At 41.4% G+C, this 26472-nt stretch carries 25 protein-coding genes; 22 read left to right on the forward strand and 3 right to left on the reverse strand.

Annotated features, from left to right (window positions below; all coding sequences use genetic code 11):
- The first annotated feature begins 481 nt into the window (after positions 1-481).
- The 16 genes from H4683_RS08875 to H4683_RS08950 all read left to right on the forward strand — a co-directional run bounded on the left by H4683_RS08875 (position 482) and on the right by H4683_RS08950 (position 14274).
- Positions 482-1081 carry a YpjP family protein gene (locus tag H4683_RS08875; protein ID WP_192598490.1) on the forward strand — a complete coding sequence of 200 codons (600 nt, stop codon included), beginning with the start codon at positions 482-484 and terminating at the stop codon, positions 1079-1081.
- Between the two features lie 74 nt (positions 1082-1155).
- Positions 1156-2097 carry a thymidylate synthase gene (locus H4683_RS08880; protein WP_192598491.1) on the forward strand — a complete coding sequence of 314 codons (942 nt, stop codon included), beginning with the start codon at positions 1156-1158 and terminating at the stop codon, positions 2095-2097.
- 16 nt (positions 2098-2113) lie between these two features.
- Positions 2114-2608, forward strand: a complete 495-nt coding sequence (locus tag H4683_RS08885) for a dihydrofolate reductase (RefSeq protein WP_192598492.1) — start codon at positions 2114-2116, stop codon at positions 2606-2608.
- A gap of 105 nt (positions 2609-2713) precedes the next feature.
- Positions 2714-3553, forward strand: coding sequence for a DegV family protein (locus tag H4683_RS08890; RefSeq protein WP_192598493.1), 840 nt, complete (start codon positions 2714-2716; stop codon positions 3551-3553).
- 133 nt (positions 3554-3686) lie between these two features.
- Positions 3687-4502, forward strand: coding sequence for an SGNH/GDSL hydrolase family protein (locus H4683_RS08895; RefSeq protein WP_192598494.1), 816 nt, complete (start codon positions 3687-3689; stop codon positions 4500-4502).
- Positions 4503-4513: 11 nt separating this feature from the next.
- Positions 4514-5089: a YpmS family protein gene (locus H4683_RS08900; protein WP_192598495.1), complete on the forward strand. Its 576-nt coding sequence runs from the start codon at positions 4514-4516 to the stop codon at positions 5087-5089.
- Positions 5090-5101: 12 nt separating this feature from the next.
- Positions 5102-5632: a peptide-methionine (S)-S-oxide reductase MsrA gene (msrA, locus tag H4683_RS08905; protein WP_192598496.1), complete on the forward strand. Its 531-nt coding sequence runs from the start codon at positions 5102-5104 to the stop codon at positions 5630-5632.
- 29 nt (positions 5633-5661) lie between these two features.
- Positions 5662-6048: a peptide-methionine (R)-S-oxide reductase MsrB gene (gene msrB / locus H4683_RS08910; RefSeq protein ID WP_192598576.1), complete on the forward strand. Its 387-nt coding sequence runs from the start codon at positions 5662-5664 to the stop codon at positions 6046-6048.
- 27 nt (positions 6049-6075) lie between these two features.
- A complete protein-coding gene (locus tag H4683_RS08915; protein ID WP_192598497.1) occupies positions 6076-6297 on the forward strand; it encodes a YozE family protein in 222 nt (73 codons plus the stop codon).
- An 80-nt stretch (positions 6298-6377) separates the two neighbouring features.
- On the forward strand, positions 6378-7082 hold the full coding sequence (deoD, locus tag H4683_RS08920) for a purine-nucleoside phosphorylase (RefSeq protein ID WP_192598498.1): 705 nt from the start codon (positions 6378-6380) through the stop codon (positions 7080-7082).
- A 79-nt stretch (positions 7083-7161) separates the two neighbouring features.
- Positions 7162-8667 carry a lmo1851 family serine protease gene (locus H4683_RS08925; protein WP_192598499.1) on the forward strand — a complete coding sequence of 502 codons (1506 nt, stop codon included), beginning with the start codon at positions 7162-7164 and terminating at the stop codon, positions 8665-8667.
- Between the two features lie 66 nt (positions 8668-8733).
- A complete protein-coding gene (locus H4683_RS08930; protein WP_192598500.1) occupies positions 8734-9660 on the forward strand; it encodes a CobW family GTP-binding protein in 927 nt (308 codons plus the stop codon).
- A gap of 146 nt (positions 9661-9806) precedes the next feature.
- Positions 9807-10580: a CAP domain-containing protein gene (locus H4683_RS08935; protein WP_192598501.1), complete on the forward strand. Its 774-nt coding sequence runs from the start codon at positions 9807-9809 to the stop codon at positions 10578-10580.
- A gap of 171 nt (positions 10581-10751) precedes the next feature.
- Positions 10752-12182 (forward strand): spore germination protein, encoded by a 1431-nt coding sequence (locus H4683_RS08940; RefSeq protein WP_192598502.1) that lies wholly within the window; start codon positions 10752-10754, stop codon positions 12180-12182.
- Positions 12179-13198 carry a GerAB/ArcD/ProY family transporter gene (locus H4683_RS08945; RefSeq protein ID WP_192598503.1) on the forward strand — a complete coding sequence of 340 codons (1020 nt, stop codon included), beginning with the start codon at positions 12179-12181 and terminating at the stop codon, positions 13196-13198. The genes H4683_RS08940 and H4683_RS08945 overlap by 4 nt, the downstream gene beginning before the upstream one ends.
- The gene (locus tag H4683_RS08950) at positions 13195-14274 is read left to right on the forward strand and encodes a Ger(x)C family spore germination protein (RefSeq protein ID WP_192598504.1); all 1080 of its coding nucleotides are present in this window, start codon (positions 13195-13197) and stop codon (positions 14272-14274) included. Before H4683_RS08945 ends, H4683_RS08950 begins: the two co-directional genes overlap by 4 nt.
- Before the next feature lie 70 nt (positions 14275-14344).
- Here the strand turns inward: H4683_RS08950 and H4683_RS08955 are convergent, their stop codons facing one another.
- A complete protein-coding gene (locus H4683_RS08955; protein WP_225941998.1) occupies positions 14345-15691 on the reverse strand; it encodes an MATE family efflux transporter in 1347 nt (448 codons plus the stop codon).
- Positions 15692-15807: 116 nt separating this feature from the next.
- Here H4683_RS08955 and H4683_RS08960 point away from each other — a divergent pair, with 116 nt between their 5' ends.
- The 6 genes from H4683_RS08960 (at position 15808) to H4683_RS08985 (ending at position 24496) form a co-directional block, all read left to right on the forward strand.
- Positions 15808-16884 carry an undecaprenyldiphospho-muramoylpentapeptide beta-N-acetylglucosaminyltransferase gene (locus H4683_RS08960; RefSeq protein WP_192598505.1) on the forward strand — a complete coding sequence of 359 codons (1077 nt, stop codon included), beginning with the start codon at positions 15808-15810 and terminating at the stop codon, positions 16882-16884.
- Between the two features lie 201 nt (positions 16885-17085).
- A complete protein-coding gene (locus tag H4683_RS08965) occupies positions 17086-19896 on the forward strand; it encodes a 2-oxoglutarate dehydrogenase E1 component (RefSeq protein WP_192598506.1) in 2811 nt (936 codons plus the stop codon).
- 242 nt (positions 19897-20138) lie between these two features.
- The gene (gene odhB / locus H4683_RS08970) at positions 20139-21362 is read left to right on the forward strand and encodes a 2-oxoglutarate dehydrogenase complex dihydrolipoyllysine-residue succinyltransferase (RefSeq protein ID WP_192598507.1); all 1224 of its coding nucleotides are present in this window, start codon (positions 20139-20141) and stop codon (positions 21360-21362) included.
- A gap of 74 nt (positions 21363-21436) precedes the next feature.
- The gene (locus tag H4683_RS08975; protein ID WP_192598508.1) at positions 21437-21634 is read left to right on the forward strand and encodes a DUF6501 family protein; all 198 of its coding nucleotides are present in this window, start codon (positions 21437-21439) and stop codon (positions 21632-21634) included.
- A gap of 89 nt (positions 21635-21723) precedes the next feature.
- Positions 21724-22587 carry an ATP-binding protein gene (locus tag H4683_RS08980; RefSeq protein ID WP_192598509.1) on the forward strand — a complete coding sequence of 288 codons (864 nt, stop codon included), beginning with the start codon at positions 21724-21726 and terminating at the stop codon, positions 22585-22587.
- A gap of 10 nt (positions 22588-22597) precedes the next feature.
- The gene (locus tag H4683_RS08985) at positions 22598-24496 is read left to right on the forward strand and encodes a vWA domain-containing protein (protein WP_192598510.1); all 1899 of its coding nucleotides are present in this window, start codon (positions 22598-22600) and stop codon (positions 24494-24496) included.
- A gap of 68 nt (positions 24497-24564) precedes the next feature.
- Here the strand turns inward: H4683_RS08985 and H4683_RS08990 are convergent, their stop codons facing one another.
- Together H4683_RS08990 and H4683_RS08995 are read right to left on the reverse strand one after the other, a co-directional pair.
- Entirely contained in the window at positions 24565-25761 is a 1197-nt protein-coding gene (locus H4683_RS08990; RefSeq protein ID WP_192598511.1) for a toxic anion resistance protein, read from the reverse strand.
- The gene (locus H4683_RS08995) at positions 25748-26410 is read right to left on the reverse strand and encodes a 5-bromo-4-chloroindolyl phosphate hydrolysis family protein (RefSeq protein ID WP_192598512.1); all 663 of its coding nucleotides are present in this window, start codon (positions 26408-26410) and stop codon (positions 25748-25750) included. Before H4683_RS08995 ends, H4683_RS08990 begins: the two co-directional genes overlap by 14 nt.
- Positions 26411-26472: the final 62 nt, after the last annotated feature.

Below are 26472 nucleotides of genomic sequence, written 5' to 3' on the forward strand. Positions count from 1 at the left end.
CCGCTTTTCTTAATGTCTAGGCTCCGGTGCCTAGAGGCTCGGGTCATAAGCCAGTTCGGCTGTGCGGCAAAGAACGCCGCTTCGCCAACCCGTCTTATGCCTGTCGCCTCTGAACAGGCACCTGCGCTTTTCTTAATGTCTAGGCTCCGGTGCCTAGAGGCTCGGGTCATAAGCCAGTTCGGCTGTGCGGCAAAGAACGCCGCTTCGCCAACCCGTCTTATGCCTATCGCCTCTGAACAGGCACCTGCGCTTTTCTTATCAATGAGTGAAGTTCAGTGAACTTAAGTATAGGACCAATACGAGCATTCCGATACCGATAAACAATTGGACATCCATCAGTAAGTACCTCCTTCAAAAAAACGTGCATTTCTCAACGTCTTTATTGTACAATGAAAATAAGAAAGAAGAAACCTTTTACGCACCATTTCGTCTGATTGACTAACACTATTAAAAAATTCGAATAATTGAAGGTGATGTTCAAATGAAACAATGGTTACAAAAAACACTCATCATTGCTGTTGCATTATTGACATTTGGTGCTATTTCACCTAATCATGAAATTTGGACGAGCTTACAGGGTAAAGATGAAGCGAAGCAAGCAATTCGTCCATCAATCGATACAGATTTTCAGTACAGCCTTGCCGAATCGGATTTTGAACGAGAATTACCAGAACAGTCGGGATTAATTGTAGATAACCTCGTCGCTTCGGCAAAAGAGTTATCTTATACAAAATTCGGTTCGAAAATCGGCCCGGTTATTTCCAATGAATTTGATGAAGTCATTTTCCCGAAAATCGAAGAAGCAATTCAGATTGTTCTCCTGACTTCTGGAGATCTTCATAAACGTCGTCTTGCCATTAGTGAAAGACCCGCCGGAGATTACGCTGAAAAAATCTTTCATGTGCAAGATATGAATGACAAAAAAGACCTTATTCGTTTCCACGTTCGAACGGAGAAACGACCACAAGATGGTTACTTCTTCAACTTCCATTATCACATTGCTGATGACGGATTTGTTGCTCATCACTCGATTGGAGACATCTACTGGTCCAAAAATACACCGCCGAAGTGGTTATCCTAAACCTTCCGGCGGTGTTTCTATGTCATCTCGGTCCATTTTTGTTATACTAAAAAGTAGTGTAAGGAGGTTTTTCTATGAAACAATATTTAGATTTATGTAAACATGTTCTTGAAACAGGAACGAAGAAAGAAGATCGAACAGGTACGGGGACTTTTAGTGTCTTCGGCTATCAAATGCGTTTCGATTTGGCGGAAGGTTTTCCGCTTATGACAACGAAGAAAACGGCTTTTCGACTGATTACATCGGAACTATTATGGTTTTTGAAAGGCGATACGAATGTGAAGACGCTTATTAAAGACCGAAATCCAATCTGGGATGAATGGGCTTTTGAACAATGGGTTAAGAGCGCTGAATACGTGGGACCAGATATGGTGAACTTTGGAATTCGAGCCACGCAAGATCCTGAATTTAAAGCGATTTACAAGACCGAAATGGCACAATTTAAAGAACGTGTAATGGCAGATGATGAATTCGCTGCGAAGTATGCTGACCTTGGTCCGGTATACGGTAAACAATGGCGTTCTTGGTCGACTGGCGATGGAACAATCGATCAAATTGCAAACTTGATTGAAGGCCTCAAAAACAATCCGAATTCTCGCAGGCATATCGTGACTGCCTGGAATCCTTCTGAAGTGGAAGATATGGCATTGCCGCCTTGTCACGCAATATTTCAATTTTACGTGTCGAATGGCAAACTATCCTGTCAACTGTACCAGCGAAGTGCGGACATATTCCTTGGTGTACCGTTCAATATTGCATCGTATGCACTTCTCGTCCATTTAATCGCACACGAGTGCGGACTCGCGGTTGGAGAGTTTGTTCATACACTTGGAGACGCACATATCTATACAAATCATATCGACCAAGTGAATGAACAGCTACTTCGTGAACCCAAAAAACTCCCTACATTAGAACTACAAGTTGAAGGGAAATCAATATTTGATTTGACAACGGAAGATATCCAACTTGAGAATTATGATCCATATCCGAAAATTAAAGCACCGATCGCTGTTTAACGAAAGGGAGATATCAATGATTTCATTACTTGTAGTACATGATCCGAACAGGGTCATTGGACTGAACAATAAAATGCCTTGGCATATTCCCGAAGAACTCGCCTACTTCAAAAAGGTATCTATGGGAAAAGCAATGGTAATGGGCAGAAAAACATATGAATCGATTGGCAGGCCCTTACCTGGCAGATTGAACATCATTGTGACGCGCAATAAGGCGTATACTGCGGAAGGCATCGTTGTCGTTCATGACTTAGATGAGGCAATTTTAAAAGCGAAAGAGTATGCGGATGAAGTGATGATTATTGGTGGATCGGAAATATTCAGCTTGGCTTTGGATATTGCGGATCGGCTCTATATCACACTTATCCAAAAATATTTTGAAGGCGACACATTTTTCCCGCCTTATGACGAGGGTTGGAAACGAGTATCTACCTCAGAAGACGTTCTTTCAGCTGACGGTATTCCTTATTCATATCTAATCTATGAAAGGGACGCTGAAAATAGGATTTGAGCTGCCCTGTTTGCAGGAGATAGATGTGAATCCTGAGTGTGATAATTGAGTATACTTTAACTGGAATAGATTGAGAATATCTACTTTTAAAGGAGAGTGCAAGTTGTGAAAAATATTCATATCGTTACAGACTCAACAGCTGATTTGAAGGAAGAGGACATTCAGAAGTACGGTCTTTATATCGTTCCACTAACTATCCATATTAATGGAAAAACATACATCGATGGTGTGGATTTACAACCAGACTCATTTCTTAATTTGATGAGAGATTCAATCGAACTACCTAAAAGTTCACAACCGGCAGCCGGTGTTTTCAAAGAACTATTTGACAGACTAGGTGAGGACGGTAGCGAGATTATTTCTTTACATATGACAGGCGGAATGAGCGGAACAGTGAAATCCGCTCAGGCGGCAGCAGAAATGTCAACTTCAAAAGTAACTGTTATCGATTCGATGTTCATTTCCCATGCCTTAACGTTTCAAGTTATTGAAGCGGCGGAAATGGCAAAGCAAGGGAAGTCAGTCGATGAAATCGTCGAGCATTTGAATGTCGTTAGAAAAAAGACATCGCTGTTCGTTGTCGTTGACGTCTTGGATAACCTAGTCAAAGGCGGCCGCATTGGAAAAGGTCGTGCGATGATCGGTTCATTAATGAATATTAAACCGATTGCTACGCTACAGGATGGCGTTTACACACCAGTGGGAAAAGCTCGCAGCCATAAGCAAGTTGTTTCGCAATTATTTAAAACGTTTACGGAAGAGACAGCGGGCAAAATTATTCGTGGAGTGGGTATTTCACATGCAAATGGGTTGGCGATGGCAGAACCACTACTAAAATTGATCGAGGATTCAAGTTTTAAAGATGTGAAACTTACATTCACTACGCCCATTGTCAGCACGCATACGGGCGAAGGTGCAATCGGTTTCATGTATTACACGAATTAATTCAACTTCATTCAGCAGAAGTCTTCCACTTCAATAAGTGGTGGGGGTTTGCAAGGTCCTTACTTAATCTGCACGCAAATACGCCAAGGTGTATTTGATATGAATTTTTTTATAGAAATGGGGAATTATTCAGATGAGAAGAATATTCATAATGGTAATCGCCTTCTCATTGTTTTTGTCCGGTTGCACTACATCGCATGTGAAGACGGCTGAACCTTTCTCTAAACGTGCAGAAATTTCATTTACACAATGGGATATCCCAGGATATTTCATCCCAAAACGGATACGAGTGATTGGTTTAGGCGATTCACTTACACAAGGTGTTGGAGATGAATTGAAAAAGGGTGGTTATTTTGGTCGAATAACGACTAAGATGATTGAATGGAAAGGAGTCAAGGATGTCGATGTAGAGAACCTGGCAAAACGTGGTCGAAGAAGTGATCAGCTTATTGATCAGCTTGGAAAGACTGACATTCAATCATCTGTGCGCAAGGCGGATGTTATCTTCTTGACCATTGGGGGTAATGACATAATGAAAGTCGTTAAGGCAAACCTTTTCAATTTAAAAACAGAGCCATTTTATGATGAACTCGGAAAGTTTGAAGGCAGACTTGATGAACTTTTTAGTACCATTCGTGCGTTAAATGGTGATGCGATTATTGTCGTAGCAGGACTTTACAATCCGTTTTCAATCGTGACGGATGAAACAAATGAATTTGAAGACATTATTGATGATTGGAATGAAGCCATCAAAGTCCGTACAGTCATGGATGGAAAGTCTTGCTTTGTTCCTATAGCGGATTTATTCGATTCGAATGCGAACATGGTGTATCATACCGATTTCTTTCATCCGAACGCCAAAGGATATGAAAAGATGGCAGATCGGTTCCACGAAAAACTTGAAAAATGCGGTTTGCCAGAACTGTCGGATGGACAATTGGATTTGTAGGAGCTGAACGCATGAATCGTTGGAAAATAAGTTTTTTTGTACTCGCTGGACTTGTCTCAGCTGTCGCAGCAGCATTGGTTTACCTAATTGCAAATCCTGGCGAATCGACTCCACTACCTAAAGTGAAAATAGCGGATACTGCTGAAAATGTGTTGACTGTGAGAGCGACGAAAGAAGATTTTGAAGAAATTGCAAACACCTATATCCGGAAAGCTGTAAAAGGTGAGCCTCTCCCTGTAATAATGAAAATCACTGATGATGTGATTCTATCTTCAGAAATGACGGTATTTTCGCAAACACTGCCAGTTATTATGCATTTTGATCCGATTGTGCAGGAAGATGGGAACCTGATTTTGAAACAATCATCCATGGAAATTGGACGATTGAATATACCACCTTCAACCGTCTTAAAAGTCTTAAGAGATTCGGTAAAACTACCTCCTTGGATGATTGTTCGGCCTAAAGAAGAGGAATTGTTCATAGACCTATCCAAAATCCCTGTTTCAGGTAATTTACAAGTGAAAGCGAAAGCGTTCAATTTGGCTAAAGATGAAATTATTCTCGAAATCATTATTCCAAAAGAATGAGGAGGTGTGAAGATGACGAAAGCCTTTGCTACATTTGCAGGAGGTTGTTTTTGGTGTATGGTGAAACCTTTCGACCGATACGATGGGGTCTTATCCGTCATTTCAGGTTATACGGGGGGCGATACCGCAAATCCGACTTATGAACTTGTTTGTACAAATACGACAGGGCATCGGGAGGCAATCCAAATTACGTTTGACGATGAAGTCATTTCGTACCAGGAACTACTCGACGTTTTTTGGCGTCAGATTGACCCGACTGACTCGGGTGGACAGTTTTTTGACCGCGGGGAATCGTATCAGACGGCCATCTTCTATCATACATCTGAGCAACAACAACTTGCGGATACATCAAAATCGAATCTTGCTGCTTCAGGTAAATTCGATAAATCCATCACGACAGAAATTCTTCCAGCCAAACCTTTCTATGCAGCGGAAGAAGGGCATCAAAACTATTACATGAAAAACCCTACACATTATAACCGATATGCGACCGGTTCAGGTAGGGAACGCTTTAAATCTGACAATTGGGGTGAAGAATTGTGACAGAGGAATTGAGAAAAAAGCTAACGGACATGCAGTATCATGTGACGCAGGAAAAAGGAACGGAGCCACCTTTTCAAAATGAATACAATAGCAACTTCGATGAGGGCATCTATGTAGATATCATTTCCGGTAAGCCGCTATTCAGTTCGAATGATAAATATGATGCGGGTTGTGGATGGCCTAGCTTTACAAAGCCGATTGGAGCGGAGGAAGTGGAAGAGCATTTCGATACAAGTCACGGCATGAGAAGGACTGAAGTGCGCAGTAAAACGGCAAATTCCCATCTAGGTCATGTGTTTCCTGATGGACCAGAAGCTAATGGACTACGTTACTGCATTAATTCCGCCTCGCTTCGTTTTGTTCCTGTAGACAAGTTTGAAGAGGAAGGGTACGAAACGTACTTAAAGTATTTTTAAACAGAAGACTTGGAAGGGGTTGAACGGATGGATCGTTCTTTTTACAGATTCGTACTATCATTCCGTGGTGGGGCGAAAAATGATTTAAAATCAGTATTTGCGGAAAGTATGTTCAATGACCAAAGTTTTCCGAGAGAGGAAAAGGCATTTGACGTGTTGTCACGCTATGTAGAAGAAAAGGCCGATTTAGAAATAACTTCCGTCATTTTTGATGAATTATATAAATTATATGAGGAACGTTTTTTGTAATGAGAAACGGTGTCTTCATTGCATAATGCGGTATTTGAATGTATGATGGAAAAAGAAAATTTGAAAGCGAGGCAATTTAAATGAGTATACATATCAATGCAAAAAAAGGGGACATCGCAGAAGCGATTTTGCTTCCTGGAGACCCGCTCCGAGCAAAATATATCGCAGAAACATTTTTGGAAGACGTTTCACAATACAATGAAGTTCGTAATATGTTTGGTTACACTGGGACCTATAAAGGGAAGCGTGTTTCCGTCCAAGGAACAGGAATGGGCGTTCCTTCTATCTCGATTTATATAACGGAGTTAATGCAGGAATTTGACGTTCAAAAACTAATCCGGGTTGGCACTTGTGGGGCAATACAAAAAGATGTTAAATTACGTGACGTCATTATTGCACAAAGTGCTACAACCAATTCACCAATTAACAAAACATTCTTTAACGGAATAGACTTCGCTCCGACTGCTGATTTCAATCTTCTCATGAAAGCGTACAAAGCAGGGGAAGATAAAGGATTGGCATTGAAAGTAGGAAATGTCTTTACAGAAGATTTCTTTTATAATGATAGCGTTGACCATGAAAAATTGGCGCAGTATGGAGTCCTTGCAGTTGAAATGGAGACGTCCGCACTTTATACATTTGCTGCTAAGTACGGACGTCAGGCATTGTCAATCTTAACGGTGAGCGACCATATTCTAACAGGTGAAGCAACCTCTTCTGAGGAGCGACAAACCACGTTCAACGAAATGATTGAGGTAGCACTAGAAGCAGCAATTCAAGACTAATCACGACGAAGGACCGCCCGCAAAGTAGCGGTCTTTTTTTACCAAACTTAAGCAATGAAAGCGGAAAGTGGGGAATGGGATGGATGAAAAAGAGAACTCTGACTTCGGTCAGGAAAATAAACCAACCGATCAACAATCAGTAAGACAATACGTGAAACTAAAACCGTTCTCCTTAGTCATGCTTATATTTGGTTTAGTCCTTGCTACAGCAAGCGTAACATTTTTCGTGTTGACAACAGGTGATAATAAAGTCGTTGAAGTTGTAAATCCTCAAAAAACGACAGCGAAAGAACGGAAAGAATTTAAAAAGCTATACAATGCTTATGATGAAATGAAGAACAACTATTACGATGAGATTGACGAAGTAGCCATCATCGACGGTGCAATTAACGGAATGATTGATGCACTTGGTGATCCGTATTCCGATTATTTAAACGAAAAAGAAGCTCGGCAACTAAACGAGAGCATTTCTTCTAGCTTTGTAGGAATTGGTGCAGAAATACAGGAACATAAAGGCTATATTAGCGTTGTTTCTCCTATTAAAAACTCACCTGCAGAACGGGCAGGGGTTTTGCCGAATGATTTAATTATTGCGGTTGACGGAAAAAGCATCCAAGGAATGTCTTCATCTGAAGCAGTTCTCCTAATTCGGGGTGAAAAAGGGACAACCGTCACTTTATCGATTAGACGTGGGGAAGCAGCCGAGCCATTCGATTTGAAAATTGGACGTGACGTCATTCCGATTGAAACAGTCTATGCCGAAATGCTGGACAAGGGGATTGCACATATCCATATCACAAGTTTTTCCGATGGTACGTACGAAGAACTCCTTGCAGCACTCGATGAAATGGAGAAGCTCGGGATGAAGGGGTTAATTGTTGATGTGCGTCAAAATCCAGGTGGAAGGTTGGACACGGCAATCGACATTTCAGATCTTTTTGTAGAGAACGGGAAGAATTTATTCCAAATCGAAGAAAAAGGAAAGATAACAGAAATAGTTACTGCTTCTGGAAGTCAGAAAGTCGCAGTTCCAGTTGCGCTTGTCATGGATGAAGGAAGTGCTTCAGCTTCGGAAATATTGGCGGGTGCCCTAAGAGAATCTGCTGATGTACCCCTTATCGGCGTGAAGTCTTTCGGTAAAGGGTCTGTTCAGACGCCAAAAAATCTTCCGGACGGTTCGAACTTGAAACTGACAACAGCGAAATGGTTAACACCTGATGGGAATTGGATTCATAAAAAAGGCATCGAACCAGATATCAAAGTACCTTATCCATCGTACGCGATGCTTCCTTTCCTCGACCCAACAATGGAGATGAAGGAAGGAATGCTATCTCCTACCGTGAAATCCGCTGAGGAAATGTTGAAAGCGGTTGGCTACAATCCAGGTGATGTCGATGGCGTGTTTGATAAACAGACGGAAAAGGCTGTGAAAACACTTCAAAAAGATCTGGCGTTAGAAACAACGGGGATTTTATTGGGTGATACAACGCTCGGTCTGATGAAAGAATTGCGAAAGAAAATCAAAGATGATGATCCACAACTTATGAAAGCGAAAGAAGTCTTGCTTAAAAAAGTTGGAAAATAACTGAAAAGCGTCCGGTCCGCTAGTAGGACGGACGCTTTTCCTATCTTAATGAATAGGAGTGTACATATGATAGATGTTTACTTATTGAGCGGTTTTCTTGGCAGCGGGAAAACGTCACTATTGCTCCACACAATCGGACAATTGAAAGAACAAGGAAAAAAGCCAGCCGTATTAATGAATGAATTCGGAACCTTGCCTTTTGACTCAGATGCGGTAAAAGGAGAGGGGGAAGTTCCGCTGAAGGAGTTGCTAGACGGGTGTATCTGTTGTACAGGTTCAGAAAAAACGGAAGCGCAGCTCCAAGGCTTACTTGAAGAAAATGATGATATCGACGTCATCTTGATTGAAACGACTGGTGTAGCACACCCTGTCGAAGCTCTAGACGCCATTTACTCGCCGTTATTTGCGGATCGATTGGATGTGAAAGGGATTGTAACGGTTGTCGACTCAAGGCGCTGGCTTGACCGTGACAAACTATCTCCACAAATCCGAGTTTTATTCATGGAGCAGATCCGGCATGCCCATCTGTTACTAGCGAATAAATCTGACCTTCTATCTGAAGGGGAAATGGCAACATTGACAATGGAATTGACTAATTTTAATGATTCTGTGCCGATCATTCAGACAATCGATGCGAAAGTAGCCTTTTCATTTATTGAAAAAGTGTTGAATGCACCTAAAATAATCAGCGATAAACCAATTCAATCCGGAAAAAATCTTCCTCTCTCCTCAAAGCTCCTCACATTCTCCGACAGCGTAGATAGAGAAGAGTTCGAGCGGTGGGTGAAATCCCTTCCTGATTCGGTATACAGGATGAAAGGCTATGTTCCGATTAAAGGTGTTAAAAATCCATTTCTATTTCAATATGCATATGGCATGGTTAATTGGTTGCCTGAATATGTGAAGATGGAACCCCGTCTCGTTATAATTGGCGAAGGTCTTGAGAATATAAGGTGTGACAAAGTCGTCAACCCCTTTTTTGTTGAAAAATAAAGATAGTTGCCCAAATGTATCCATTTAGGAAGAGATTCACGTTTAGTTTACAGGTATTTGCTGATGAAATGGTCGAGATGGAAAAGTTATCCGTTATTTTGAATCTCATAGACGTTATGCTAGTTTGCGAAGGGAGGAGTAATGAGATGAAAAAATCGATTGCAGTAATTTTGCTTGGTTCGGCGCTCTTACTACCGAACAACAACAGCGCAGAAGCTTCTTATTCTAACAAGGAGGTACAGGTGCAAAAAGCACAGTACACGAATTGTGTTGTCTTGGGAGGTCAGCAGTTTAACTTCTCCAATTCACAAAAATATTCCAAATCCTATTGGAATAACGTGAAAAAGGCTTACGGAAAAGAAACAGTACAAGCGGCACCTACGAAACCGGCGGAACAACCTAAACCGTCAGTACCGGTAACGAAAGCGAAAGCGAAACCAGTAGCGCCGGTAGTTACCACTCCTACACAGCCAACTGCACCGGTAGCACCGCAGCCTAAACCAACAACACCGGTTGCAACAGCACCAACGCAGGACGCTTCTGTTTCCGCGATTGAAAAAGCGGTCCTTGATCTGACGAATGTAGAAAGACAAAAAGCAGGTCTTGCACCTTTACAAACGGATAGTAAGCTCATGAACTCTGCTCGTCAAAAATCGGCAGACATGGCTTCAAAAAACTACTTTTCCCATACGAGCCCAACATATGGCTCACCGTTCGACCAAATGAAAACAAATGGTATCACGTACAGGTCAGCAGCTGAAAATATTGCGATGGGGCAACGTACAGCTGAGGAAGTCGTCAAAGGTTGGATGGAATCACCGGGACACAGACAAAACATATTAGAAGCTAGCTATACACATATCGGAATTGGGTATGATAAAGCAGGTAACTACTGGACACAACAGTTCATTCAAAAATAATAAATAACTAATAAAAGCTATCAAATCGACCCTTGACACAGGTTGATTTGATAGCTTTTTTACATGAATACTACTAGTTTACATAATATTATTATACGTATTTTATTCGTGGGTTGTATCGTTTAGACTCCTATTTCCTTGTATATACTTTACATAGAGGGGGGAGAAGAAATGTCTGAAGCAATTTCGACTGATGAACTTGTTCTATACATACGCAAAATATTCCATAACTCAACGGACCTCTTTGTTGAGGAAACAGAGTGGAGGAATGGGCCAGCGATTATTTGTTATTACACAGTTATGACTGAGGCCAATCAAGTGAATGAGCAGTTGGAACTGATTAGACAAAGGGAAAAAGACAATCTTCCTAAATGGGGGGAAACTGCTACATCGTCCGCATATCCATTTTCCGTATCTTTACTTATTGAAAGTGTTTGTTCAGGTTCCGCCGCCATCATTTTTTCGGATACAAATGTATTATTGAAAATTTCCGTCCCTAAATTTGGGATGCGAGCTCCAAATGAACCGGATAATGAACATGTGATTCGCGGCTCGCATGAAGGATTTGTAGAAGGGTTCGACACGAATATCTCTCTAATTCGAAAAAGGCTCGCTATCCCAAATCTCGTTGTTCAAACAATTTGTCTCGGGGAAGATTCGAATACGAAAATCAGCTATGTTTATATTGATTCGATTGCTGATGAAGATGTAGTTGAGCAATTAAAAGATAAGCTGGAGGGAATTAAGACAAAGGCTATAAATAGTTCTGGCCAACTTGAAGATTATTTAGAGGATTCAGTATGGTCTCCATTTCCACAATTTTTGAATACAGAACGACCGGATCGCGTCGTCCCAAATCTTTTAGAAGGAAAAATCGCGATTTTTACAGACCATACGCCAACATGTCTTGTTGCACCCGTAACGTTCTTTTCATTTTATCAATCACCTGATGATTTTAATGGACGAGTTATCGTCGGATCTTTTTATCGGATTGTCAGGCTGATGAGTTTTATGACTGCAATCTTTCTGCCTGCCTTTTATATTGCAGTCATCGGTTTCCATTCGGAAATACTCCCTTTGGAACTTAGTAAAAAAGTGAAAATGGCCATTAATGAGATTCCTTATCGTCCGGTTGTTGAAGCATTTCTTCTTGAATTATTTATTGAACTCATAAGGGAGGCAAGTATCCGTTTGCCCACTCCGATTGGGCAGACGATTGGAATTGTCGGGGGACTTGTTATAGGTGATGCTATTGTGAGTGCAGGTCTTGTATCTAACTTAATGGTGATTGTTGTGGCAATGACCGCCATTTCAAGCTTCGTTGTTCCTTCTGTCGAAATGAACATGACGATACGAATTATACGGTTTCCTTTCATGATTGCGGCGTCTGCGCTTGGTTTTTTTGGAATTGTACTTGGTTCACTAGTCCTATTTATTCACTTAATGAATCTTTCATCTTTAAAGCAACCCTACTTTTCACCGATTGTGCCGTTTGATCCTTCTCGGTTTAAAAACTTGTTTCTACGTATGCCTTATATTGAACCAAGCAAACAGCAAAAGAGCTTCACGCATGGAGATGACGGGAATGGTGGGGAAACTTGAATATTAATCTCTCACGAATTCAGTTCTTCCTTTTCCTTTTCGTTGCACAAACAGGCGCGGTTTTCATATCATTCCAAGCTCCTTTCATAAAAGCAACAGGAAGGGATGCTTGGATTATCTTTTTGGTTGCTGGTTTGCTTCACTATGCTGTCCTTCTTTTTTTTGAACATAATTATGAGTATTTCAAATTAGGCCCAGTTATTTCTTGGCTATATAAAGGCTATTGGTTGTTATTAACTGTATCATTCATTTCATATATCGATTATACGCTTTCTGTTTGGGCCTTTCCAAAAACTCCAGATTTTGTTGTGATTGGATTAATGGTCAGTATCTCCTTATATGCTAATTTGAGTCGTGCGGAAACAGTTATAAATTTGAGTGTAATTCTCATACCGATGATTCCATTATTTCTCCTCTTTCTTTTACTGGCTTGGCCTGAACTCGAGTGGACATACCTTTTTCCAGTCGGTAAAGCTACGCCTTTACAATGGGCAGATGGAATGATAAAAGCACAATTTGCATTTATCGGAATCGAATTGTACTTGATTTATCGTCGATATGTTGATAAAAATCAGCAGGTAAAAGGATGGCCGTTAGTTATCTATCAGCTTATCTGGATGCTTTTTTTCCTATTTAGCGTAATTATCACCCTTCTTTATTTCACGTTGGAGGAAATGAAGTTCCTTCCAGAACCGCTAATGTATATTTTGAAATCACAACATGTGACGTTTGTTGAAAGGCTGGACCTTTTTTTCATATATATTTGGATGACATGGAGCATTGTAACAATTACGCTTTTTTCATTTACTGCATTGTTTGTCCACCGATTACATTATAAAGAGCATAAGAAAAGAAGTGTTGTTATTTTTCATATACTCCTTCTTCTTCTACCTTTGTTGAGTTTATCAAAAACAGCTACAGAGAAGTTCAATGCAGCGATTATTTATGCACATCTGTTGTTTGCCATCGTCCTACCGATCATTATTATCTTCGTGAACAGGAGGAAGAAAGCATGAAAAGATTACTTCTTCTACTTATTCCGTGTATTCTACTTGCCGGTTGTTGGGATGAAATACTCTATAAAGAGGTGGCGATTGTGCCGCTCGCCGGAATAGATGGTGAACCTGGGAAAGTTGAGGCGTATTACTCATTTCCCGTAATTTCGGATGGGGCCATTACATATTCAACGACAGAAGGGGAAGGCCTATCATTGAGGGACGCTCGAAACAATGCATTTGCACACACAGACGAAATGTTAGATATTTCTCAACTCGAGGTTTTGCTCATTTCCGAAAATATGGCAAAGTATGATTTATATAAACACATCGATGTAATCTTCAGGGCACCTCGTAACCGGTTAAGTGGAAGAATTGCTATTGTGGAAGGGGAAGTAAGTAAAAATTTCGAAAAGGCGGATACACTTCCAGTGGACGCACCCGATTTTTACAGAGGCCTCCTTGAAACCTCGATTAAATTTTCGATTATTCCAGACATTGATTTGCAACAGGCAAGTAAGTATCTGTTCGATGAGGGAAGGGATTTGGCTCTGCCTACTATCCGAACCTCTGAAAAAACGGGCTTTCCAGAGGTTTCAGGGCTTGCGTTGTTTAATGAAAGAGTATTTTCGGGATATACCCTCAACCTTAAAGAATCAACAATTTTAACAGTATTACAGAAGAAAGGTTCAAAAAAGAATGCCCAGTTCACTTATAGATGGGGAGAAAATGGTGAAAAATATCCGATTACTGTTGAGTATATTCGGCATAAAAGAAAATGGGAAATAACAAATGAAAAAGTCAATCTGACATATAAATATAATTTTGCTGTTGAAGAATTTGCGCATGATCATCTGGAAAAGAAAAAAACGGTAACTGACATTGAAAAATTCCTTTCCAAGGAATTGACGAAAGACTTTCAAAAAGTAATAAATAAACTGCAAGAAGCTAAAAGTGATGCCATTGGATTAGGGCAGAATGTACGTGCATTTCATCCAGAGCTTTGGAAAAAAGGGAACTGGCAAGAAACTTTTTCGAAAATGGATATACAAGTCAAAGTTGAAGCGAAAATCGCCCGAACTGGAATCATGAACTAAGTTCGGAGTATTTTGCGTAAGGACAAACAAAAAATCCCGCACCGTTTTAATCGGCAGCGGGATTTTTTCTTCAATTGAATTTGTTTTTCTGAATATAACGGAGACGGGCTGTCAATGTAATTGCTCCGACCGCTAGACCCGCAATGAGACCAACCCAATAACCGTACGGCCCAAGTTCTGTATACGTCGCCGTCAGATAACCAATCGGCAAACCAAGTACCCAATACGATATAATGGCCATGATGAACGTCATATTAACGTCTTTATAACCGCGTAATGCTCCTTGCACAGGTGCCTGGATTGCATCGGATAACTGGAAGAGTGCAGCGAATAGGAAGAACTGTACTGCTAATTGGATGATGTGTCCATCCGTCGTATAGAGGGATGCAATCGGTTCCCTAAACATTAGTAGAATCGCGACGAAGACAAAACTGAAAGCGATGGCCAGTCCGACACCAAGAAAGCTGTAATGTTTGGCATCTCGCATTTGACCCGCACCAACTGCTTGCCCGACGAGTATTGTTGCGCCCATCGAAATACTAAGTGGAATCATATAGAGCAATGACGTGAAATTAAGTGCAATCTGGTGCGCAGAAATAACAGCAGTTGTGTAGTTACTCATCAATAGGGTGACCGCAGAAAAAACGCTCGTTTCTACAAATATCGAAATCCCAATGGGTACGCCGATGAACAGGATTTCCTTCCATCTTATAAATGAAATCTTACCCCAACCTTTAAACAGGTTGAACTGGGCGAATGGTTTCCCCGCCCATGCGACTGAACAAGCAATCAAGAAAACGAGCCAATACGTAATCGCAGACGCATAACCCGCGCCGGCACCACCAAGCTCTGGAAAGCCCCAGTTCCCATAAATCAGTAGATAGTTAATGAAGACATTGATGGGGGCGGATAGTAAAATGATGAACATAGATACCCGCGTTGCACCTAGCGCATCAAAAAATGATCGTAACGCAGTATAGGCGAATAAAGGGAGTAAACCATAACTCATTCCTTTTAGATAATCCGCAGCAACAATGCGAACCTCCGCTTCAAGTGGCATAGCCCCGAGAATTGGTGCAACAGCGAATAGAATGAGAGCAAAGACAATGGCCGACAACACAATCGAAACGTAAAGACCTTGTTGTACAGCGGGTCGGACATTTTCTCTACTGCGCGCGCCGATGTGTTGGGCGATAATTGGTGTAAGCCCCATTAGGATGCCCGCAAGCCCTGTATAGACAGGTATCCAGAACGAAGAACCTATCGTGACGCCTGCAAGATGGTATGTATCATATCGTCCAGTCATAAGAATATCGAAGAACGTCATTAAATACAGCGCGACTTGCGTGATGAGAATTGGCATAACAATCGTAGCTAATCTCAACGACTTTTTCTTCAGTGGAAGTTCAGTATTCAAAAAAATCACCCTTTATTTCACAATTAACTACCATTGTACCATGATTCATTTGCTATAATAGCAAATGAAGTACAGATAACAAGTCAATCTTTAAAAAATAGAAGAGGTGAGTGGCTGTGAAAAGGCCGATTGTTTTATTAACAGGGGGCGGCACAGCGGGGCATGTGTCCGTAAATGAAGCGCTTATCCCTGTACTAAGTGAAAAAGGTTATGAGATCCATTATATCGGCTCGCATGAGGGAATCGAAAGAGAGTTGATAGGCGAGGGTCACCCTGAAGTGACTTATCACATCATCCAAAGTGGGAAATTACGACGTTATTTTTCCATGAAAAATTTTACAGATCCATTTCGGGTGGGTGCGGGGGTCTTACAAGCATTTTCAATCATACGAAAACTCAAGCCGGAAATTATTTTTTCAAAAGGCGGGTTTGTTTCAGTACCGGTTGTATTAGCAGCGAAAATGGCGAAAATACCTGTCGTCATCCACGAATCGGATGTGACACCCGGCCTTGCGAACAAACTCGCATTACCCTTTTCTAATCATATATTTACAGTGTTCAAACAGACAGTAAACTATTTACCTGAAGGAAAAGCAACGTGTTCGGGTGCCATCATCAGACCCGAGCTATTCCTTGGAGTAAGGGAAGAAGGATTACGTATCGCTGGTTTGTCAGGAGAAAAGCCTGTTTTTCTCATCATGGGAGGTAGCCAAGGCTCAGCAGTTCTCAACCAAGCTGTCCGTTCAGACCTTCTTGCAATTTTACAGAATTTTGAACTCATCCATCTCTGCGGAAAAGGAAATATTGACGAGACACTCGAGAATACAACCGGCTATACACAATTTGAATACGTGACGGAAGGTTTACCACATTTATTGGCAGCATCCGATTTTGCTGTTTCCAGAGCTGGTTCAAATGCGATTTTTGAGTTATTAGCGTTGAAAAAGCCTATGCTCTTGATACCGCTCTCAGCAGCTAAAAGTAGGGGAGATCAGATTCTAAACGCTTCTCATTTCAAATCACTTGAATTGGCGCATGTCATCGCAGAAGAAGATGTGGGGCTTAAACCTTTATCCGATGAATTCGACTTACTTAAGCAAGAAAAAGACAATCTTATAACGAATATGAAAAATACTCCAGCATCAAAAACCCCGGAAGAGATGGTCGAAATGATTTTGTCACACCGAAAATAGCTGGTTTGGTTAATCGAGCTTTTATATCTGTTTTTATTATGGGTTGCAAGAAATGTAATTCGGGTGTAATGTGGTTTACGATATAAAAGTAATTAATTTAACACTAAACCCTTTTAGTTAAGGTGTTTGCATGGTAAAATTAATACGGATAAAAAAATATAAACACAATATGCCGATTGGCAAATGTGGAGGTCATTTTACATGTCGAACAATGTTGATTCCCAACGTTCCCCGTACGCTGTTTTTTCGGGTCCAAACCTTGGGTATGTGATGGAAATGTACGAACTGTTTAAAACATCACCTGAATCGGTCGATACCGAACTTGCTGAGATGTTCAGCCGTTACGGAGCACCGGTGTTAAGTGACAAAAAACAGGAACAAGCAGTTGGGGCAGTGGCACCGGGTAATTTGGGTAAGGTGCTATCCGCTTATAAGTTGCAGGACGCGATCCGCACATATGGACATCTTGCAGCAGATATTTATCCGCTAAATGATCGTCCGAAAGATTCAACTCGACTCGAACTTTCCTACTATGGACTGTCGGAACGTGATTTACTGACGATGCCGGCATCCCTATTCTTCGAAAATGTTCCTGCAAGTGTAGATAATGGACTAGATGCAGTGAACTATTTGAAGTCGTTGTATACAGGGAAAACAGCCTATGAGTTCGCACACGTCATCGATGAAGAAGAAAGAAACTGGATTCAAACGAAAATTGAAAGTGGAGCAATCTCCAAAAAGCTTTCTGATGACGACAAGAAAGCACTTTTAGAAAGATTGACAAAAATCGAGGGATTCGAGAAATTTATTCACCGTACATTCGTTGGAGCAAAACGTTTCTCCATTGAAGGTCTCGATACACTTGTTGTCTTACTAGATGAACTTGTACGCCGTTCTGAAGAAGAAAAAACAAAGAAAGTATTGATTGGAATGGCACACCGTGGCCGTTTGAACGTACTTACACATATTTTGAACAAACCGTATGAAATGATGTTTGCGCAATTTGCTGGAGTCCCTGAGGAAGCATTCCTGCCGACTGACGGGTCAGTTACCACTTCACGTGGATGGTTTGGTGATGTGAAATACCATATGGGTGCATTATATAAAGGCCAATCCGGTATGGAACGTTTCCTTGCCTATAACCCATCTCACCTGGAAGTTGTGAATCCGGTCATTACAGGCCAAACGAGAGCAGCCCAGGAAGATATTAATCGTCCAGGGGTTCCAGAACAAGATATGAAAGCAGCATACGCAGTACTCATACACGGCGATGCAGCGTTTCCAGGAGAAGGAATTGTTCCTGAAACATTTAACTACAGCCGAGTACGTGGATTCCAGACGGGTGGATCTATTCACGTCATCGCAAACAATATGATTGGTTTTACAACTGAACACTTCGATTCAAGATCGACGCATTATTCTTCAGACCTTGCAAAAGGATATGAAGTACCCGTACTACATGTTAACGCAGACAGTCCTGAATCGGTTGTTGCCGCAGCATCATTTGCGTTCGAATATCGCCAAAAGTTTGGAAAAGACATTCTGATTGATTTACTTGGCTACCGCCGTTATGGTCATAATGAAATGGATGAACCGCTTGTGACGAATCCACTTATGTATCATTCAATTCATGAGCATAAGACTGTACGTGAACTCTATGGAGCAGAACTTGCAGCTACGCGTATTTTGACTGAAGAAGATGTAACGAAACTCGATTCGGATGTATTTGCAACAATGCAAGCAGCATACGACAGAGTAAAAGCAGAATCTGCACAAGCTAAACCAGTTTCAAACGCCACACCGGCAGAAGTGCTGGCAGGTTACCCGAGAGATCTTGAAACTGGTGCTGAAGAATCGAATCTTCGTCGAATTAATGAAGAATTGCTTACATACCCTGAAGGATTTAACGTATTTGGGAAATTGGGGCGTATCTTAAAACGACGTGAGGAACCCTTCAATGGCAAAGGGAAGATTGACTGGGCACATGCAGAAACACTAGCATTTGGAACAATTCTTCAAGATGGCAATCCAATTCGCTTGACAGGTCAAGACGTCCAGCGTGGAACGTTTGCGCATAGACACCTTGTCTTACATGATGAGAAAACGGGAGAGGAACTTGTTCCACTTCATCATATCAGCAATTCGAAAGCGTCATTTGTCGCTTATAATAGCCCGTTAACGGAAACGGCGATTGTCGGTTATGAGTTCGGTTATAATCTAGAGGAACAAAAAGCGTTGTCCATTTGGGAAGCACAATATGGTGACTTCGCAAACATGGCACAAGTCATGTTCGATCAATTCGTGTCAGCGAGTTATTCGAAATGGGGACAACAATCCGGACTTGTCATGCTATTGCCGCACGCGTATGAAGGCCAAGGCCCTGAGCACTCGAGTGCAAGAGTAGAACGTTACCTACAGCTTTGTGCTGAAAATAACTGGACAGTAGCCAATCTGTCAAGTGCTGCGAATTACTTCCATATTCTTCGCCGTCAAGCGAAAATGTTGGGTGATAAATCGATGCGTCCACTTGTCATTGTGTCACCAAAATCACTTCTGCGTCATCCGCTCGTCGGGGCTGATGTTACTGATTTGACAGAAGGTCATTTCCAGACAGTACTCGAGCAACCGGGTACAGGCAAGAAGGCAGAAAAAGTAGAGAAAGTTTTGTTTGCGAGTGGTAAAATGGCGATTGACCTTGCCGAGCGTGTGAAAGACGGCAAAGGTTTCGATCATCTTCATATCGTGCGCGTGGAACAGCTTTATCCATTCCCGGCCGATAAAATCGAAGACATCATTTCTCGCTACCCGAATGCCAAAGACCTTGTTTGGGTTCAAGAAGAACCGAAAAACATGGGATCATGGTTATTCGCAAATAATTATATCCGCGAAATTGCAGGAGACAAAAAAGTTTCCTACGTTGGGCGAATTCATCGCTCAAGCCCATCTGAGGGTGACGGAGGATCACATAAAACTGAACAAAACCGTATCCTTGATGCAGCATTGAAGAAATAAGAACTTGAAATAAGTTTAAATTATTTGTCCCGTATTAACGGGCAGTAAGATCCCCACTTCAAGTCTTCGAGGAAACAAGAAGAATCGGTTGGGGATCAATTGCCCGAAGAGCTTGCGGAATATAGTTCGATTGCGCTTTAAAGCCCGAATGGTTAAACTCACAATCAGTGGGGAATGAGGAACTCCCCCACTGATTGAAGATTAACTTTATTGGAACGTATACATTAGAGGAGGAATTTATTGTGGCAGAGATCATAGTACCAGAACTGGCAGAATCGATTACGGAAGGAACGATTGCACAATGGCTAAAACAGCCAGGTGAAAGTGTTGAAAAGGGTGAATTCATCGTTGAGCTTGAGACAGATAAAGTAAACGTTGAAGTCATTTCGGAGGAAGCGGGAATTGTTCAAGAACATCTCGCAGCTGAAGGCGACACAGTTCTAGTTGGTCAAGTTATCGCAATCGTTGGTTCAGGATCTGGTGCACTGGCAGCAACTCCATCTGCTCCTACGGCAGTACCCGTTGAAAAAGTAGAAGCAGCACCCGTAGCGTCGGTAGTTGAAGAAGACACAACTAGTTCGGATCGTACAATTGCGAGTCCAGCAGCTCGTAAATTAGCACGTGAAAAAGGCATTGATTTAGCAGCTGTGTCACCTGTAGATCCTATGGGCCGTGTTCGTGTACAAGATGTTGAAGCACACGGTACAGCTCCAAAAGCACAACCAGCTGCAGCAACTCCTGCACCAAAAGCGGCTGTTCAGGAGGATGGTCGTGTAACACGTGAAAAAATGACACGTCGTCGCCAGACAATCGCAAAACGTCTTCTTGAAGTAAGACAGTCAACAGCGATGTTAACAACGTTCAATGAAATCGATATGACAAACATCATGGAGCTTCGTTCACGTAAAAAAGACCAATTTTTTGAGAAAAACGATGTTCGTCTTGGCTTCATGTCATTCTTCACGAAAGCGGTCGTTGCTGCACTTAAAAAATATCCATACGTGAACTCAGAAATCGATGGAGATGAAATTCTTCTGAAGAACTTCTATGACATCGGTATTGCTGTATCAACTGAAGGTGGACTTGTCGTACCAAACGTTGTAGATGCTGATCGTAAAAACTTTGCGGAAATCGAGGCTTCAATTGGTGAACTTGCGAAAAAAGCTCGAGACAATAAGCTTACAATCGCTGACATGACAGGCGGAACATTCACAATCACGAACGGTGGCGTATTTGGTTCATTATTCTCTACACCAATCTTGAATGGTACACAAGTCGGAATCCTGGGCATGCATACGATTCAAAAACGCCCAGTTGCTATTGGTAACAATGTTGAAATTCGTCCGATGATGTATGTTGCTCTTTCTTATGATCATCGTGTAATTGATGGTAAAGATTCAGTTGGATTCCTGAAGATGATAAAAGAATTGATTGAAAATCCAGAAGATCTATTACTTGGATCGTAAAAAGGAATACAATCGGCCCATCGTTTTTGGGCCGATTTTTCCTTATTCATATCGAATGGAAGGTGTGAGTTGTTTTGACATTTAAAGATTGGACGACGGCTCCCGCACTGCGTACTGTTGTTTGTAAACATGCGGATGCCAAAAAGTATGTCGTAAATAATGTCCTGACACCTGGGAAAGAGTATGAAGTGAAAAATGAAACAGAAGAGTTCATTTTCATCCTCGACAATACCGGAAAAGTCGGCGGCTATTACAAAACATATTTTGAATGAAAAGCAAACCCGGTACCCACTTGTTGGTGTAGCGGGTTTTTAACTTTAATCAGTAAAAATTAGCACTGGCTATACTAGGAGGAAAGCATTTGAATTCACTCATAGAACAAGAACAACAACTTCGAGTTAACAGTAGTCACGAAGAAGTGGCTAAGAAGCTAATACAGCAAGGCGGCTATGTTTCTCCCAATCCCTTCATATGGGAAGATGTACTCGTTAGTATCGTATTGAAAAAACCGGTTCTTTTGAAGGGGCCTTCTGGTTCAGGAAAAACAAAGCTTGCGCAAACGGTTTCACATTTTTTTCAACAGCCAATGCAAAGTGTAAATTGTTCAGTCGATCTTGATGCGGAATCCCTCCTTGGTTTTAAAACAATCATTAGTAAAAGTGGGGAAACAGTGATTGAATTCGTCGAAGGGCCGGTCATTCAGGCGATGAAAAAAGGACATATCCTTTACATCGACGAAATCAATATGGCAAGACCTGAAACGTTACCTATTCTCCATAGTGTACTTGATCATAGACGTATGTTAACAAACCCATTCACAAACGAAGTGATACATGCACACGATAATTTCACCGTCATTTCTGCGATTAATGAAGGGTATGTTGGAACATCACCAATGAATGAAGCTTTAAAAAACCGCTTTGTGTCATTTTCTATTCCTTACTTAAACGGGGAGCAGTTAAAAATGGTCATGCAGGATACATATCCAAGCGCCTCTATGCAGTTAGTTGATGTGATGCTGAATATCGGGAATGACTTAAAAAATCAAGTGATAAACGGATTATTATCGGACGAGGCAGCATCAGTCAGAAGCTTGCTCGATGCGATTGCACTTGCGGAGCATATTCCTGTGAAACGGGCTGTGCAATACGCCATAGCAGAGAAACTGGACGATAAGATTGAACGTAGATTGGTCATGGAACTTGTGGATACTTGGGTGAGATGAGGCGATTGTTATGGTGAAGATGAATCGATTCATTCAATTTAATGATGAAACGGTCGATGCTGGGACGTTGTTAGTATACGACCGATTAGCGAAAGCTCTTGCAGATGCCCCTTTTCTTGAATTGACGGAAAGAAAACTACTTGAGTTCCGGCCAAAAGAAGGCGTTATTTCAATGAGTGTCTTTTGGCGTCATCGGTCGGAAGAGGTAATTCATGCAGGTCGACTTTCTGATATTTATCTTTTGACAGCAGGTTATTGGAAACGATTCAGTGTTAACGCATGGCTCAAGTTAACCCGTGAATATAGTTTGCATCCACTGCGAAAGTTTACCATCGAACTTCTATCGATGCTTGAAGAATTCCGATTAATCGATGCGATTACAAAGGAAAGACCTGGAACGACAACCGCATTTAACATACGAAGAGAAGCTTATATCTACTTTCACCGAAGTGGGTTGTCTTCGAACATGCAAAAAGGTTTTTTTGCCGATGCTATGATGAACCAGCTATTTATTTCCCTACATGAAGGGATGTTTACAAACACTTCGATGGACTGGGGACAGATTGACTATAGACTCATTCAATCCGTGTTACAACGGGCTTTTGAATCTACTAGCACGGAAGACAATACGTATATAGCGAGAAGAATAACGGCTATCGTCGAAATGATGATAGACAATGATCTTGTCCATCAGTATTATTCCATAGGGGATTCTATCACAGAAGAAAATTCAATGTTCCACTACCATGACGGCATGCTTGACGCTGAAAAAGGGGAAGAGGAACCGAAAGAGACCATTGAGGAAGTGTTTCGTTCATGGCATCGCGAGAATGAAAATGAATCGGGTGTCCACTTAGAATTCGAGCTCGAGCATGGCCGTTCAGGAACGAGTGATGCTACGAATGGAACGCCTGGAAACGAAGATGCGGAAATAGAAGAAATGGGTTTTGGAAAATCTGAAGGAAATGATCTTGATCATTGGTCGGAAGAGGAAAGTGATAAATCCGAAAAGCAGGATAAAAAGTTGAAAGCTGGTAAAATGTTCGGAAAAGAGCATGTAAACGTTGTCTATGAAGAACAACGGCTGGATGTTGTCAATGATATTGAAAACCGTCAAAAACTTATTGTTTGGCGTGAAGAGCAGAAACCATACGTCCGTTCTTTTGTCAGGGAAATGAAGAAACGAATCGACTTGAAAGAGGATTCGAAAAGAGAGCATCTTATGAAAGGAAGACTCTCAACGAAATTGACAACAATGGTCATCGATGAACGACCGAAACCGTTTTACCGAAAAAATGCGCCTTCCGGAAGATTGGATGCAGTATTCGGACTACTTGTCGACGGTTCAGCATCGATGATTGATAAGTTAGATGAGACGAAAAAGGCAGTTCTGTTATTTCACGATGTCTTACGTCAACTTGACATCAACCATGAGATTTCATCATATTATGAAGATGCCTATAATGCCTCAAATGAAATACAACCGAATGTGTTTGGCCGAATGCATACATTCACTGATCGAAATAAGGATAACGGCATGTCGATTTTATCATTCGATGCGAATGAAGATAATCGTGATGGGTTCGCAATTAGATGGATGGCAAATCAGCTTGCACCTAGACAAGAGAAGAATAAGTTTCTGTTGATTTTCTCGGATGGTGAACCGTCCGCGTACGGCTACGATCGAAATGGAATCCTCGATACTGCGGAAGCTGTAATGGAAACCGAAAAAAAGGGGATCTCTGTCATTCATCTTTTCTTGTCAACGGAAGAGTCTACCTACGATCAAAAAGCCATATTTACGATGATCTATGGCAATAAAACGGCCTCCTCCAACTCAGTTGAAAGCTTCACAGACCAGACTATGCGGATATTGAGGAAATTGCTCACCCTTGTTATCCCACATTAATGGGCAGGCTGCCCCAACTAATTGAATTTCCACTTTATCCGAAATGCATGAAAACACAACACCGTCCCTTAGCTAGGACGGTGTTGTGTTTTTTCGTGGACAGCAAGGAGACGTTGTTTCAATTCTTCTTCCATCCGCCCGATTTCGATTTCAGCCGCTTTTCGTTTAGCCCGACCGTCAGCTTGAATAACAAGTGTTTCTTCGATTGTCTGGATTAAATTTTCTTGTGTTTTCTTAAGTGTATCAATTTCAATGATGCCACGTTCGTTTTCTTTGGCGGTTTCTATTGAATTGATTTTCAGCATTTCAGAGTTCTTTAGAAGAAGATCATTTGTTGTTTTTGTCACGAGTTTCTGGGACTCGACCGCTTTCATTTGACGATTCAATGTCAAAGCAATTGCTATTTGATTTTTCCAAAGTGGTATGGATGTCATGATGGACGATTGGATTTTTTCTGCAAGTGTTTGGTTTGTCTGTTGAATCATCCGAATTTGCGGCGCGCTTTGGATTGTGATTTGTCGTGATAATTGTAAATCGTATAAACGCTTTTCCAATCTATCGAGGAATTGCGCCATGTCATTTACTTCTTGGAAAGCCATTTGGTCGTTTGATAATTCCGCTTTGGCCCGCATTTCAGGAATAATCACAGTATCGATTTCATCTCGTTTCAATTCTGCTGCGGCTATGTAGATATTCAGTGCTTGGAAATAAGTCTTATTCTGCTCGTACAAACTATCCAGCATTCTGACATCATCTAGGAGTCCGCGTTTCGAATGTTCAAGTTGAATACCAATTCGATCGATTTGCGTGCTTAGCTTTTGATATTTTGTCATCATTTCCTGTACGGATTTTGATACTTTTCCGAAAAGACGTCCAATCGCAGATTTCTTCTTATCACTAAGATCGTCTGGATCGATTTCGGATAGCTTATTCATTAGATCACTTAAAACATCGCCGACGGGGCCGATATCCTTGCTTTGGACATGATTGAGCATCTGAGTGGAGAAACGTGAAAGTTCACCTTGTGCATTGGCACCATACGTGATGATGGCTTCATAATTGCCAATAGGAATTTGGCTGGCAAGTTGTTTGGCCTTTTCCTTTTCCTCATCAGAAAGTCGGTCTATTAATTTCGGGCTTGTACTATTTTGTGTAGTTTGGGTCTGCATTTCCTTTGGAAGAAGGGGTTCCTGAAAATCAAATGGATTACCAAGTAGGTCGTCCATTGTTTTTACATCGTTTTTTTGAAGATTACTTTGGGTCATTGTGAATATCTCCTTTCATTTCGAGAAGTGGCTTATTTTTATTCATGGTCACGTCGACAAAGTCGATTTCCATTTGGAGTTTTTCGATATCCGAAGCTAGTACGCTCCGTAAATCCTGCTCTAATTGCTCATTCACGTCTCCAAGTGTTTCACGTGTGTTTTGTAGAGCAATGCGAAGGTCTTTATCTTTCAATGGTTGATTGACGAGTAGTGCATATTTCGAAGTCAGTTCGACTGCGGAATCAAGATGGGCATAGAAAAACTTTTCGACATGGTAGAACTTTTTCGGATTTGATCGGACGATGCCAAGAATCCTTTTGGACAGACTATTCATTTCATGAAGCTGTCTAAATGCTTGTACCGATCTAACTTGTCCATAAAGGCCATTTAGTTGCCTTATTTTCGCTTTTGCTTCAGAAATTTGTCCTCTTATATGTTTATATTCGGACCTTGACATTCCAATTTTTTTTAAGTTGGATGATAGTTGAATTTGTTTAAATGTAAACGTCCCACCGAGATAGATTGCTATCAGTAGACCTGATGCAGCGACAATATTCATGCCAGCACCAAGTACAAAGTACAGCCATGACCCGAAACTGATGGGGGCGGCGATAAGATGGCGGGTGAAAAACTGTTGAATTTCTTTCATAATCTGTCAGGCCTCCTATAGACATATACTTTTATACGTTTTATAACGAATAAGGTTTCATA

This window comes from Sporosarcina limicola, from assembly GCF_014873855.1.
Taxonomy (GTDB): Bacteria; Bacillota; Bacilli; order Bacillales_A; family Planococcaceae; genus Sporosarcina; species Sporosarcina limicola.